The sequence below is a fragment of the Proteiniphilum propionicum genome (assembly GCF_022267555.1).
Lineage (GTDB): Bacteria > Bacteroidota > Bacteroidia > Bacteroidales > Dysgonomonadaceae > Proteiniphilum > Proteiniphilum propionicum.
Window position 1 is genome coordinate 1,328,202 of sequence record NZ_CP073586.1, and the last position, 13,942, is coordinate 1,342,143.

Annotated in this window: 11 protein-coding genes; 1 reads left to right on the forward strand and 10 read right to left on the reverse strand. The window is 35.7% G+C overall.

Annotated elements, in window-relative coordinates:
• Nucleotides 1-145 precede the first annotated feature (145 nt).
• The 3 genes from KDN43_RS05235 to KDN43_RS05245 all read right to left on the reverse strand — a co-directional run bounded on the left by KDN43_RS05235 (nt 146) and on the right by KDN43_RS05245 (nt 6,879).
• The gene (locus KDN43_RS05235) at nt 146-3,676 is read right to left on the reverse strand and encodes a DUF7149 domain-containing protein (RefSeq protein WP_238868613.1); all 3,531 of its coding nucleotides are present in this window, start codon (nt 3,674-3,676) and stop codon (nt 146-148) included.
• Nucleotides 3,677-3,908: 232 nt separating this feature from the next.
• On the reverse strand, nt 3,909-4,553 hold the full coding sequence (locus KDN43_RS05240; RefSeq protein WP_238868614.1) for a hypothetical protein: 645 nt from the start codon (nt 4,551-4,553) through the stop codon (nt 3,909-3,911).
• Nucleotides 4,554-4,557: 4 nt separating this feature from the next.
• A complete protein-coding gene (locus tag KDN43_RS05245; RefSeq protein ID WP_238868615.1) occupies nt 4,558-6,879 on the reverse strand; it encodes an HsdM family class I SAM-dependent methyltransferase in 2,322 nt (773 codons plus the stop codon).
• Nucleotides 6,880-8,050: 1,171 nt separating this feature from the next.
• On the opposite strand from KDN43_RS05245, the gene KDN43_RS05250 reads away from it, so the two are divergent.
• A complete protein-coding gene (locus KDN43_RS05250; RefSeq protein WP_238868616.1) occupies nt 8,051-9,397 on the forward strand; it encodes a site-specific integrase in 1,347 nt (448 codons plus the stop codon).
• 86 nt (nt 9,398-9,483) lie between these two features.
• On the opposite strand, the gene KDN43_RS05255 is transcribed toward KDN43_RS05250, so the two are convergent.
• From KDN43_RS05255 to istA, 7 genes are all read right to left on the reverse strand, one after another.
• A complete protein-coding gene (locus KDN43_RS05255) occupies nt 9,484-10,140 on the reverse strand; it encodes a nucleotidyl transferase AbiEii/AbiGii toxin family protein (protein ID WP_238868617.1) in 657 nt (218 codons plus the stop codon).
• A gap of 8 nt (nt 10,141-10,148) precedes the next feature.
• On the reverse strand, nt 10,149-10,475 hold the full coding sequence (locus KDN43_RS05260; RefSeq protein ID WP_238868618.1) for a DUF6922 domain-containing protein: 327 nt from the start codon (nt 10,473-10,475) through the stop codon (nt 10,149-10,151).
• A 322-nt stretch (nt 10,476-10,797) separates the two neighbouring features.
• Complete coding sequence (locus KDN43_RS05265; protein WP_238868619.1) at nt 10,798-11,097, reverse strand: helix-turn-helix domain-containing protein; 300 nt, start codon at nt 11,095-11,097, stop codon at nt 10,798-10,800.
• Nucleotides 11,090-11,263: a helix-turn-helix domain-containing protein gene (locus KDN43_RS05270; protein WP_238868620.1), complete on the reverse strand. Its 174-nt coding sequence runs from the start codon at nt 11,261-11,263 to the stop codon at nt 11,090-11,092. Before KDN43_RS05270 ends, KDN43_RS05265 begins: the two co-directional genes overlap by 8 nt.
• 68 nt (nt 11,264-11,331) lie before the next feature.
• Nucleotides 11,332-11,478, reverse strand: coding sequence for a hypothetical protein (locus KDN43_RS05275; RefSeq protein WP_238868621.1), 147 nt, complete (start codon nt 11,476-11,478; stop codon nt 11,332-11,334).
• Nucleotides 11,468-12,223, reverse strand: coding sequence for an IS21-like element helper ATPase IstB (istB, locus tag KDN43_RS05280; protein ID WP_238868622.1), 756 nt, complete (start codon nt 12,221-12,223; stop codon nt 11,468-11,470). Before istB ends, KDN43_RS05275 begins: the two co-directional genes overlap by 11 nt.
• Entirely contained in the window at nt 12,186-13,766 is a 1,581-nt protein-coding gene (gene istA, locus KDN43_RS05285) for an IS21 family transposase (RefSeq protein ID WP_238868623.1), read from the reverse strand. The genes istB and istA overlap by 38 nt, the downstream gene beginning before the upstream one ends.
• Between the last annotated feature and the right edge of the window lie 176 nt (nt 13,767-13,942).

Here is a 13,942-nt window from a genome sequence, read left to right on the forward strand (position 1 = left end):
TTTCAGAAATATTCTAAAAACCTGGAATATCATAGGTGATGAAAATACCCTCTTGTTTCATGTTCCAATTTCAATCAGCTATGTTCAGAAAATTCAATCTTTATTTTAAAATGCTCGGTGTCAGGTCAAATCTGAATTATAACAATTAATTGTTCTCAATTATTCTTATTTCTTCTTCAGTTAAGTTGTATAGTTGGTATACCAATTGGTCAATTTTGTTTTCAACAGAATTCTGGGTGAGTCTTTCTTCAAACAGTTGTTTTGCTCTACAAATTAGAATCTCATCAATTCTACAAGGTAATTCTTCAATGTAATGAGCAGGAAATTGAGCAAATGCTTTATTCTCGCCAGTAGTTAATGATTTGTGAATGAAATCAAATAACTTTGAATTAAGTTGAATCAAAATTAAAGGTAGGTATGATTCTTGATATGGAATAATTAAATATAAGTTTTTTAATGCAATAAATTTGTCGTAGTCAGCACATGCAATAATTGAGTTCCCTGTTCTTCTCATTAATATTTTTTCTTTCAAGTAATATTCAATGTTTGCATTACTTTTTAATTCTTTAGGGATAAACTTCACATATGAACCGCTGTAATGATAATTATATCGTTGAATATCTTTACCTAATAATATTTCTTTCCAATCATCATTAAATTTTGTTGTTGAAATGTATTCTGAATTTCTTTTTGTTTCAACACCACGATAAACCATACAATAATCTTTTATTTTTTTTGAACTATTGATAATAGTATTTACAAAACTTGGCAATTGTAATTCAAAAGGGTTAATTCCAATTTCAAGTTGTTTATCAACAATTTGTATATTGTTTTCTCCTAAACAAATTTTCAATTCAGTTTCTATGTTAGGTTGCTGCTTGGTTAAATTTAAGATAACTGTTTCTACAATAACATCAAATGCAATATCCTTTAAATTTATTAGTTCATTTATTTGGAATTTTTTTAGATAATCACGAATCTTGGTGAAATACTTACCGTTCAACCAAGAGTTTGGAATAATATACGAAAATTGTCCATTACTTTTTAGTAACTTATTAAATGCTAATTCAATAAACAGTGTGTAAGTGTTAGGATTATATTCTGATGTAAAGTATTCCTGATTATAGAAGTTTATTAAATTTTCTCCAAATGTTGATTTAATAATAACTATGTACGGAGGGTTTCCAATAACCACATCAAAGCCAACAAATTCTCCATCATCATTTAATACTTCGGGAAATTCAAAACGCCATTCAAATGCGTTTTCATATATTTTGTTGCCTTTTATTTTTTCAATTTCAATTTCAAGTTTATTAGTTTCTTTTGTTAGTTGCGTCACTTTTTTATTCCAATCGACTTTCTCCATTTTACTCATTTCAAAAATATGCCGTTGATTGTTCATTTGATATAACTCACCTGATAGTTTTCGTAGCTTTTTTACTTTTGGATCATTCAACGAAATTTCACTTCTGAAATCCGATTTTATAACGGCAATTAACCGTTCCATTTCTCTTTTCTGTTCTTTACTATCAGCATTGCGATACGTGTCAACGGCTATTCTGTAACTATCAATTGTCCACTTACTTTTTCTCAGAGCTTGTTTCAGGTCTGCATCAATGTCAAAACGGCTTACCAAAGAGTTCCCGCATTTTATATTTATATCAATATTTGGGAGTGTTTCAAGTTCCGTTTCGTTTTTATAATATGCATTTTTCAAAAGCTCAATCCATAAGCGCAAACGACATATTTTTACTGAGTTGGGATTAATGTCAACGCCGAAAAGACAGTTTTCAATGATAGTTTGCTTTTCGTGAAAAAGAGCTTCCTGTATGCGTTGCTTTTCTTTGTTGTTCGGTTTATACTCAAATAGTTCTCCGTCTTCATCTGTAACAATTAGTTCATCATTTACTACCTCCACTTGATACTCTTTCAGGCGTTTACCGTTACGGTCTTGCAGGATTTTTAAATCATTTTTAATGGCAATTAATTCATTAAGTGCCGAAACCAAAAAGTGTCCTGAACCAACGGCAGGGTCGCAGATTTTAATGCAATTAATAATTTCGTTTGCTTCTTTAGTGTCTTCAATTTTGTTGTAAATTTCATTTAAGTCCTGGCATTTCCAATTCTTAGTTTCGTTAAATTTTTGCACAACCGACTTACGTATTGTTTCACGGCACATATACATTGTGATGAAACCTGGCGTGAAAAATGAACCATCTTTGTAACCATTAATTTTCTCGAAAATCAATCCAAGAACAGAAGCATTGATTAGTGATTTATTCTCTTCTTGGATCTCTTCAGTGCCTTCACTTCTAAAGTCGTATGAATTTAAAAATTCAAATAAATATATAAGAGTTGTTAGTTCTCCTGTTTTATTCTTTCCTTGATCGTTTTTTAAAACCGTAGTTGAAATTATTGGGATTGTCTTATCATCTTTCAGATTGCTTATATACAAAGTTGAATGCTCAATATTCGTCGGCTCAAAAAGAGAAGAGTTAAGATAAGGGACTTTCTCAAAAATTCTCTTTACATCAATATTTCTATCATCATATTTCTTAGCTAATACTTGAAAAAACAAGCTATTAAGGTCGTCATAATTTTTTATTTTGTCATAATTAAGGAAAGAATATGATTTATCGTTCCTGTGGTAAGTGATAAGTTGTGCTTCCAATAACTTTAAGAACAGAATCCTGTTTAACCAAGTGATCGTAAGTTCAAGTGCAACATTGAATAGCCTTTCCTGTTGTGTATTCCCAAATTGACTTGGGCATTCCAATCTACCAATTATTTCTAAACTATCAAGTTGGATAATTGCATTCTCTAATATGCTACCTGTATTTCTCTCTTCTTCTTTCTTTCGTCCTATTATTTTTTTAGTTCCTTTTTTTGTTTCTGACAAACCAATAATATGCAACAACTCAGAGTAAAAGCGTTTGTCAAGTCTGTTGCTGTCGTTTGTAAACGGAAGTTTCAATAGGTGCTCAGGTGATAGTAACTTGAATAGAATAATAAGTTTGTTGTCGTCTTCCTTTTTTTTGTTACGGAGTGGTTTTTGATAATCCTGTAAATTGAAGTATGTAAATTCAATTTCATTAATAACACTTTCAAGAAATGGTTCTGCAATCTGATTGTAGAAAAAATCTGTTTTAGTGTCCGCTAATCGTCTACCTTCAAAGTCATTGAATTGTTTTACAAGGCTTTTGTTTTGTGCAAAAAGCCTCTCAAATAATGTAGCATCAAAAATGAACCACTCATTGATGTTTGTAATTACTAAGTGTTTTACTTCAAGATTTTTGTGAATTATTCTTTCTCGCAGATAGTATAGTACTAGTTCCTGAAGAGCTTTTGTATTCAGTTTTTCAGTTGTAACCATTTCTGATTTGTTAGTCGGTTTTTTCGTTTCGAGAATAACACCAACTGTACTTATTGCTTTGTCTCCATTATGAATTACCAAATCATTTCTTTCTTTTGTGTTGATGAAGTAATTTGGGTCATAGTATGTCTTTTTGAGAAAATCAATGATGAGATTTTTATGAAACTCTTCTGATCCTGTCTCATTTGTTCTGTCGAGCAATTGAGTAAGATTAGCTTTAAATCTCTCAATTTCTGTTCTATTCGGTTTTACTTTTAAAAAGGCTTTGTTTATTGCCTTCCTTGGTTTGAATTGGTTCATCATCGGTTTCTTAAAGTATTTCTTCTTTTTATCTGACCGTTGGCAAAAAAAGATCTTATTTTTTTTAAGTGATGTGTTACGTGTCAGCGAAATTCAAAACAAGCCATGTGTACGGTTCACTTATATACAGATTTACAACATCTTATTAGACTTTCGAAATCATTTTATTAAAAATGTTGTGTAGTTAAATAACCTCTGATCGCTAAGTTGTGCCGACCACTCAGTTTCCTATTTATTAAGCAAAATTGTTTACTTCTTCAAGTTCAATTCTAATGTGATGTAAAAAACCTCTTAGCCACTTAGAAATTTGTACTGCACTCTTAATAGAATGAATATGAGTTTGGTCTTCCTGCCAATTTCCATTCATAGCAAAATGAATACTTTTTACATCAATGATTTTTGCTTTTACATTTTCTAATAATGAAATAAATTCTCCGTTATCTAAGTGAACGGAGTATTCTTCAAAGGTTTTTTCAATGGCCTGGCTTGAAGTAATATGCCAATGAGGTTGTGAATGTTTTTCATTTGGGTCATTCATATCGTCCCATTCAGCTCTAAACAACTGAATTTTCATTTCATCATTATCATTCCCTTGATAAATAGAAATAGATATATTTGTGTGAATAGTTTCTATTGTTTTATTACCTTGTTTTGATTTCTTAACAATGAATTTCACTTCTATATACAACCAAAAGTTTTTAAACCACTTTAGAACCTTCACAGGTTCAGAGTTATAACGATTTAATGCAATTGAACTACCTTCAATTTTGTAAACAAAAATATTATGATGACCTTTTTCAGGTACAAGTTTGAAATTCTCGAGAAATAAGACTTTACATTCCTTATTTATTTCTTTTATAATGCCTAAATAATCACTCATAAAACTAGAATTTTGGATAGAAATATGATTTTAAAATATCATCTATCACTTGTTTTACGAATGAGTTACCATTTTCTAACTCTTTGCCAAGTTCTGTAAGTTTTAAATATGCTCCATTTTCTCTCAGATTATTTTTATGAATATTTGGTATAGGAATATTTTTAATCTGAATCTTGCCTAAATCATAACCAGACATTATTGGTTTAGAGTATATTGATAATAATAAATCAAAAATGCTACTGCTAAATAACGCAAGATAGAAGTAATAATCAGTGGTTTGAAATTCTTTTTTTGGGATAAATGCATTTCCTTCTTCTATTACGCAGTCTCCTTTTTTATCAAAACCGAAAGATTTTGAATTTCCAAATCTGTTTGATAATAGCCTTGGTTCTTGGATAAATTGCCAGTTTCTAGGTCTTGTCAATGACCACCAATTGTTTATACCTGACCTTTTTTCTAATATTTCTTTATTTGGAAAAAGTCTCGTTTTATAAAAATGTAGACCAGTTAAATTATTTTCCTCTTTGAAAATCAAACCATTCTTATCATATGGAAACCAAACATATTCACTTATTATAATTTTACCTGTACGAAGCGAATCATTTGTCACAACTGGCCGAAAATATTTCTTTTCTGTAGTTGGAATTGAATTAAATTCTTCAGATGAAATTTTAAAAACATTCTTAACACCTAATAATGCTCCTTGATTAATAGTAAAAACATCGCTAATAGCAGAAAATTTACCAGCTTTATGATATATATCTAGTTCTTTAATAAAATCATTTTCTTTAAGAGAAATGATTTTCCAACTATCCTTTAAAATTGGGAAGTAAGGCGGAATATAGATGCTAAAATTCTTATTATTTATTGATTGCTCATTATTAGCATTCATTTTTCTGAACTCTCTTAAAGTGTCTTGTACAATTCCTTTTTCGTTTTTAGTCCAAATAAGTTTTGGTAATAGTATCGATTTAGAGTTCGAAGCAACAAACAAACTGACATCGGTTAAAGCATCTTCAAATACATAATTGCCTAATTTCGCTAAAACCTTAAAAGACAGGTCTTTATATAATTTATTTCTAAGTTCTGAATATATTTCGGAATAGAAAATAGATGTAGGTAAAACACAGCCAATTATACCATTTTCTTTTAGGGATTGAGTTGCTTTATAAAAAAAAGCTGTAGCTTGATTTGGTCTAGACTTTTTGACAACATTTTCAAGTATGGCGAGAACGTTATCCCGACTTTCTTTTTCTTTAAGTAATTCCCAAGATATGAATGGGGGATTCATTAAAACAATATCATTTTGTCCCCAATCTTCAACAAGAGAATCACTTACCTTCCTAATGTCTATTTGAATTATATTATCCCACTGTTTACGATTTTCATATGATAATAAGAATTTTGATGTTCTTACTGCACTATCCGATGAGTCAAAACCTTTTACAACAATTCTTCCGTTAAAACCTTTGTTCTTTAGTTGTTTGAGAACTTCAATTAAAAATTCAGATGAGCCACACGAAGGATCTAAGATAGTAATTTTTTCACTGTTTAAATCAAATGATTTAAGTGCATTTTCAACTATACTTCTAGCAATATATTGTGGTGTATAATGTATGCTAGAGTAAGCATCAATTTTAGTTTCTAATTTACTGGATACGCCACCAAATAAATCTCTTTGGGGATTAAAAAATATTACTTCACGATGAGCTTCTTGGAACAATGCCCCTGCCGTATGTCTTAAAATTAAATCTAAATTCGGTTTTATATTTCGAACCCCTTGATTAATAAGCTCTACAAAATATTCAAATCTATCAGGAAAATTTGATGTTGAAATATTCCATTTTTCAACATCAACCTTTGTGTAGTCTTCTTCTAAACTGATTAAAAGATAAAATAAAAGATTTATTGCCTCAGATGAATCTTGTTTCTCGAATGTAATGTTTCTAAGTTGTCTAAAGATATCAAGAACAAATGGGACAACATCATTTTGCGTTTTAAATGATTTAGATGATAGGTACTTGTAAAATTGATTTATATTAAATTCAATTTTATTTTTAGGAATTTTCTCAGTTTTATTATCATACCAATTTGTGACTTCAATATGGTCCTTGTCAATAAATAAAAAATTTTTAGTGTTTGTTGACCAAGATTCTTGAAAAACATTTTTTATATCTTCTTCACCTAATGCTGAAGTCTTAAGACAGAAATCGCCCAGGCCACCATTTAACATTAAAAACCTATCCACTTGTTGAGTAGGATTAAGTTTAATAGGGAGCAAGCCAAAATTTGATTCCCAAGATTCAATATTTTCAAAATCATTCATTTTGTAAAAATAATCTTTTTTTGATAGTGCTACTTTTTCTGAAGACCGTTTTGTTCAATATTTCCTGTATTAATACGCATAAATAAAAATACATCCTAATCAGTTTGTACTTAGCAGGTCTAATGTAATAGGAGGCAACCTCTCAATACTTTATTATCCCGTAATTGATTCAAGCAACGAATTTACGAAACATTCAAGGTAAACCAAAACAATCAATAAAATAATTCAATATTAATATCACCACTATCCAAGAAATTTTCACATCTAATTATTCTCATCTTCAATTATTTCTTTTAAATTTGCGATGTAACGTCTTTGGATTAAATACCTCTGAATTTTGCCAATCTTGGCCATTGATGCATTCAATGCTTTGAAGTATACATACGAATGATGATTAATTCTCTTTTGTTATGGATAATGTCGACTTGGATACAACCATTGAAGAACTTTCAAATATTGAGAAATTAAGTACGAGAGCAACTCACATTTGCCGATACAACAACTTCAATTATTTGTTCTTAATCCTGGATCACTATGTTTCAAATAACAAATTTCTTGATATAAGAAATTGTGGCAAACGGACCAGTGAGGAATTGACACGTATTTCCCGAAAATACATTCATCTTTACCCATTTCAAAAACTTGTGAATAATGAACCGCCCGATTCCGAACTTTTGACTGCTCCGGTAGAATTACTTAAAAAGGAACGACTAAGTCACATTCAAAAAACAATCCTTACCAATTTCATCCATAGTAAAATAAAATCACTCTCGAGTCGGTTCAACAATGCTCTGAGAATCTTTTTAGAAGATGAAATTTCTTTTGATACTTTCGACCGACTGATACTCTAGATTCCTAATTTAAGAATGATCAATATCAAAGGAATGGGTAAAAGATCATTTATCAGATAGAAACAGCAGACATTTAGGAGAGAGGATGCAGACGGGAGTAACAAGAACTTAATCAGCGGATTAAGCAAAATGATTCTTTTGACCAAAAGAGAATAAATGCATAAAAAAGCAAAGATGACATCGAGTTCAGTTACCAGATCGTTACCTGAGCATAATTTTGACTCTTGACTTTAATATGCTTTTATACAGCAGTTTGCGTAATTTTGCATAGCACCGGATAACTCTAAGTAAACTAAATTTGTAATTAAAAAATTAGAGTTATGGCAAGAAGTACATTCAAGGTTCTGTTCTACCTGAAAAAGAACAATCTGAAAGATGGCAAAGCTCCTGTTATGGGAAGAATCACTGTTAATGGAAGTGTATCCCAGTTTAGCTGTAAGCTAAACATAAAACCCTCGTTATGGGATACCAAAGCAAACAAAGCTTCAGGCAAGAGCCTCGAAGCACAGAAGATCAATCAGAAGTTGGACAATATCAAAACACAGATCGGCAAGCAATACCAACATATCTGTGACAAAGATAATTTTGTATCAGCTGAAAAAGTCAAGAACGCTTATCTGGGTTTTGGTGATGATTACCGCACTTTCTTTTCCATTGCCGATGAGTTTTACGAAAGCTATGCTAAGCGTGTTGGGAAAGACCGTACCGAGGGCTCGTATGAGCAATTGATTATTAACCGCAGGCGGGTAGAAATGTTCCTTCGTGACAGGTACAATCTATCCGATATTCCAATCAAAGAAATAGAGCCTCAATTTATAGAAGATTATTATGCTTACCTATTGGAAGAACGCAAGCTGGCAGGCAGTACGTTGCTTACCGCCGTTACCAAACTCAAGCAGATTATGCTGATAGCTCAACGCAAAGGATATATACACGTTAATCCATTTGCCGGATTTCGATTCAAGGCTAAGACCCGCGACAGAGGCTATCTGACAGAAGATGAACTCAAAAGATTTATGTCTGTGGAACTTCGCCGATACAAGCAACGACAAGTCCGGGATATTTTCGTGTTCCAAGCCTTTACCGGATTGGCATACTCCGATATCAAGAAACTGACTTTCGATGATATACAAACCTCTTTCGACGGAGAATTATGGCTGATTGCCAAACGCAAGAAAACCAATGCCACTTTCTATGTAAAGCTACTTCCTGTAGCCAAAAAATTGATTGAACAATATCGTCTTGTAGCCAAAAATAATTACATATTTCCTGTTCCTACTTTTGGCGATAGTATGAACCGATGCCTGCAACGTATCGCTAAATTATGTGGAATTACTAAGCGGATTACCACGCATGTAGCCAGGCACTCATTTGCCACAACCGTCTGTTTATCAAAGGGTGTGCCGATTGAAACCGTCTCCCAGATGCTCGGACATTCTTGCATTACCACCACACAAATCTATGCCAAAATAACCAACGAAAAGATCAGTAAGGATATGGCAGCACTAACAGACAAGATCGGCGATACTTATCAACTCGATACTGACAGAGATGAATCGGACTATAGGAATATTAAACGTATCGGTAAAAAACAGAAAGCGATGTTTATCAGAAAGAAAAGGGAGAATAACCCAGTTGATCCCTCAAAATACATGATACGAAAATAAGTAGACTGTTTAGGTATGGTAAAATAAAACGGATTGATTTTTTATAGTCAATCCGTTTCGTTATTATATTTTGTACAATATACAATTTACATTCTCCGCCCTCTTTTCTTGGGCTGTATAACCGGTTGTTGTAGCTTCTTTTCTTTACCTGCAGCTTCTTCTTTCAGATGCGGGAAACGTTTATTTTCCTCCCAGGTCATGTCTGTCAGGCGAGCCGCTATATCTTCCCAACGGAAGCCTTTTCCCAACAAATCGATCCTTTCCGAGAAACGGATATCATCGTAATAGTTGAGCCCTTTAAGTGCCCGGTACGGATTTGTCTGCGGGTATTTCGTTTCGAATGCCGTCAGCATCTCTTTCAGTGAAAGGTAGCCGGACAGGTAAGCCACATCGATAAAATCTTTCAGCCGAGTCCCGTTATCGCCAATAGCGGATAACTTCATGGCGGCAATATCTTTCAGGCTATATAACCGTATGCCGTCTTCCTGTATCCTTGGCTCCACATCGGGATAGTCATGCCGGATAAAATCCAGTTTTATTCCTTCTACTTCACCTTTAAGGCTATAGCCTTCCAGAAAATCACCTTTAAAAGTATAGTTTTTCTGAAGATATTGTTCCAGTTGTACCGGATTAAATTCACCTGTAGTAAATAAATCCAGATCGATGCTTTTACGGTGTCCTATCAATAGAGATAAAGCTGTACCTCCGGCCAGTGCAAAACCATTGAATGTACTGTCATTCATTATTGATTTTAAGAGTGCATAAGTGCCTGCATCGACTGTTTGCGTATGTAACATTTGAGTTCCTCCTTCTTTAAGTTAAAAGCAGTACAAACAAAAGCAATATCTTTATCGGAAAGGTTCAATACTTCATCCCGTATGATATGTCTTACTCCCTCCATGCCTCCATAAAGGGCGAACATAGCATAATAATCCTCATCCCGGCCTCTTTCGATAACACGTTCGACAACCAGTGCCCGCATATATTGCCAGTCGAAACCGGAAAGGTCATATTCCCACAGCAGGCTGTGCCTTACTTTCGGTTCAAGTTTGATTCGTTCTTTCCAATCGGACCACATAAGTATATCTTATATATGAATATTCAATGGTATAACAAAAATAAGTATTTATATCCAATTTGCCGGATTTGACCAACTTAAATATAAAATTTCGATTGCTATTGTTATGTTCTGCAAAAGTGTAAATAAAAATATAATTCTTTACTAATCGTTTCTTATTTATCTGCCCACAAAATAACAGGAAGAGAATAAAACGCCAAACCCTATGCCCTGACGGGTTTTCCTTTCAGGAAAAGGTTTGTCTGATTTATCCTTCTTCCTGTAAAAAGAATGTTTAGCAGATGAAAAAGAAAAAAATGTTTTGTTTCCTTCCATTCCCGCCTTAGAATGGTAATTCGGGAGAGCAGTAGTTATCATACAAGACTTGCTGTAGTTCTTTCTCGGGATAGAGTATCTTACCTCCGATAGTCGTATAACAGATCATTCGTTTATCACGCAGGGTTTGAAGCGTACGGGGTGAGATATGCAGATACTCCATTACTTCCTCCCCACTCAGATAACGATTGTCAGCCAGCGTCGGACGATGTTTATCCCGAACATCCTGTACATTACCAAGAGCCTGCTCTATTTGTCCTTCGAGTTCCCTGAACTCTTCGGACTCAAAACCGATAAACTTATCCATTGTCTGATACTCCTTTCATCCCTAATTGCAATAAGCTGTCAATATCCGACTCCTTAAAATATACCTTGCCTCCTAACATCGAATAAGGTATTTTACCATTATTCCGCCATGTTTGTAGGGTTCTCTTTGAGATAGCCAGAGCTCGGCAGACATCCGCCGAGTCCATTCAGCCGTCACGGGGGTTAGGACAATATAGCTCTTTTAATGCATTTACTTCAAACGTTAATCTACTGTTTATTTCACCCCAAAAGTATACCAGTATTTCAATCCAAAAGTATACCATTTTAATTTAATCTCCAAGTCCGTTTCCCTGTTGGGGGCGGTACCGCCCCCAACAGGGAAACGGGCGTTCTTATTCTGACTCTTATCTTCATTTTTCATTCATCATTTTTTCTGTTTCTTTCAACCGGTATGAATCTCCGGACATATTTACAAGGTATGCCTTATGGGTTACCCTGTCCACCAGTGCCGCTGTCAGAACGGGGTCACCAAAGATCTCTTCCCAACGGTCAAAGCCGAGGTTCGTGGTAATGATGGTCGATTTCCTGCCCATCCTTAAAGAGAGATGGTTAAACAACAGTTCAGAGCCTTGTTTATCAAACGATACATACCCAAACTCATCGCATATGACCAGGTCATATTTTTCAAACTGTGCTTCTACCTGTTTCAGTGTGCGCTCAGAGTGGGATTCACGTAACTGTGTCAACAAGCGGTGTACCGTGGTGAACAACACTTTATACCCCTGTATACAAGCCTTAAGCCCCAACCCTATCGCGATGTGTGTTTTGCCGGTACCCGGGTTGCCGGAGAGGATCACATTCTGGGCTGCCGGGATAAAGTCCAATCTTTCCAGTAAAGGGAGTTTCTCCCTGGCACCCGGCGGTAACTGGTCACGCTCAAGGTCGGAAAGATACATTTTGGACGGGAACCGGGCATTCCTTATTTGCGCTTTTTTACGGTTCTCAATCCGGAGCTCATATTCACGTTCCATGAGCTTTACCAGGTACGCTTCATAATCAAGCCCCTGCCGGGTTGCTTCTGTTGCCAGTTCTTTGTAATCACGCCTGAAAACAGGCAGTCGAAGCTCTTTACTGTAAGCTGTTATTTGCCTGTTGATAGTGTCCATTGTAGTTTGTTTTTTGCATTAGCCCGGTGATACCGGCAAGTTGTTCTTTGGCTTTAATACTTATTTTATCTTCCGGCTCCCTGGTTGGGTTTACACAGGGTTTATTTCCCAGTAGGGCCCGAAGCTTTTCAACACTGACTCCCTTACAGCCGGTGTCCAGCAATCGCTTAAGGGATTCCTCGAGTTTCTCCTGGCTCACCATTTGCCTGCGGCAGTATGTGAGCAGGTCGATAAATTCTCGGGGTTCGCTTTGGAAAAAGTCCATGTACAACCCTCTAAGGTAATGGTTACCGGCAAGTGCCAGGCTACCCGCCAGGGCGCCAGGTTTCTTCTTAAATGTTGCCAGGTAATGCTCTATCTCCACATTCCAGGAGTGCTTTTCGTAACTACGTCCATGAACGGCTACCCGTTTGTTTTGTACGTATACCTGTAACTCGCGGCTGCGAACACTCACATCAACAAACTCTCCCACCAGATGATCGGGAACCGAGTAACGGTTGGTGCGATAACTGATAGTGGCATATTTATCCACTCGCAATTGCACCTGTTCACTGCAGACAAGCTCCATGGCCGGATGCTTGCCCAAGAGGTCCTTCTCTTGTGAAAACAGTTCGTCGGCGCTTTTGCCTGTTCCCTGCTGCTTCCCCGCATTGAGCCTTTCCAGCGTTGCGTCAAGCCACTGTTGGGCCTCCAGGGTGCCTGTAAAGGCGTCTTTAGGGGCGAAGGCTTTACGGCGGACATACTCCACGCTCCGTTCCACGTGGCCTTTTTCGTTTCCTCGGTATATGTTGCAAAAGCGATGCCTGAACTGATAGTGCCCCCGAAGCTGGAGCAATGACCGGGTGGGCTCCTTTTCATGCGGCCCGACAAATCTGGCTACCGCAACCCGCATATTATCGTAAACCATCTCCCGGTAAACGCCACCAATTGTTTTAAAGAAACGTACGTGAGATTCCATAAAAGCCAAGGTATCCTGCCGCTCGTAAATAAAAGCGTAGCGGTAATTGCTGAATGCGGAGGTAAAAACAGCAAGTTGCAATGACCTGCGTTTCCCTGCAATGCAGAGTTTGATCTCACCCCAGTCAAACTCACAGATTTCCCCGGCCTGATAAACCTGGCGAATAAATGCTTCTTTGGTTACTACCCGGTTCTCTCTGCGCGCAATATGATTACAAACCGTGGTGTAGCCAATATCAAACCCTCGCCGGTGAAGTTCCTCAAGGATGTCCTTTTTCTTTAGCATCTGCTTGCGCAGGCCTTGCCCACGCTTACGCTCGTTGTCTTCAAGTAATTCATCGATGACAGTTTCCACCTCCCGAGTTAATTTGAGCCTCAGACGAGGTGTAGCCATTTTATAGACCGGTTCACTGGATAGATTACACGATTGCGCTGTTTCTTTACAGACTGCCAATTGCAATGCCTTTTCGTGTTCCTGCAGGTACTTCCTGATTGTTTTGCGACTAATTTGCAAATCACGGGCTATTTGGCGCTGACTTTTTCCATCGCGGAAGCTGCTAATTATGATCTCCTGTTTTGTATACATACTTATCATTCTTTATGAACGAAGTTGTTCCGTTCAAGTTTGTAAGTGGTATACTTTTCGATTGAAATGTGGGGTACTTTCTAATTAATATATGAGTCCACTTTAAAAAGTCCCTGACTTTAATTTTGTTGTTTTATTTCCGTTTTTTGTTGATAAAACGCTCTGAAAATCCCTTG

Coding starts and splice junctions, on each gene's coding strand:
- KDN43_RS05235 (WP_238868613.1), bottom strand. CDS start 3,676: ATGATGAACCAATTCAAACCAAGGAAGGCAATAAACAAAGCCTTTTTA.
- KDN43_RS05240 (WP_238868614.1), bottom strand. CDS start 4,553: ATGAGTGATTATTTAGGCATTATAAAAGAAATAAATAAGGAATGTAAA.
- KDN43_RS05245 (WP_238868615.1), bottom strand. CDS start 6,879: ATGAATGATTTTGAAAATATTGAATCTTGGGAATCAAATTTTGGCTTG.
- KDN43_RS05250 (WP_238868616.1), top strand. CDS start 8,051: ATGGCAAGAAGTACATTCAAGGTTCTGTTCTACCTGAAAAAGAACAAT.
- KDN43_RS05255 (WP_238868617.1), bottom strand. CDS start 10,140: ATGAATGACAGTACATTCAATGGTTTTGCACTGGCCGGAGGTACAGCT.
- KDN43_RS05260 (WP_238868618.1), bottom strand. CDS start 10,475: ATGTGGTCCGATTGGAAAGAACGAATCAAACTTGAACCGAAAGTAAGG.
- KDN43_RS05265 (WP_238868619.1), bottom strand. CDS start 11,097: ATGGATAAGTTTATCGGTTTTGAGTCCGAAGAGTTCAGGGAACTCGAA.
- KDN43_RS05270 (WP_238868620.1), bottom strand. CDS start 11,263: ATGGACTCGGCGGATGTCTGCCGAGCTCTGGCTATCTCAAAGAGAACC.
- KDN43_RS05275 (WP_238868621.1), bottom strand. CDS start 11,478: ATGAAAAATGAAGATAAGAGTCAGAATAAGAACGCCCGTTTCCCTGTT.
- istB (WP_238868622.1), bottom strand. CDS start 12,223: ATGGACACTATCAACAGGCAAATAACAGCTTACAGTAAAGAGCTTCGA.
- istA (WP_238868623.1), bottom strand. CDS start 13,766: ATGTATACAAAACAGGAGATCATAATTAGCAGCTTCCGCGATGGAAAA.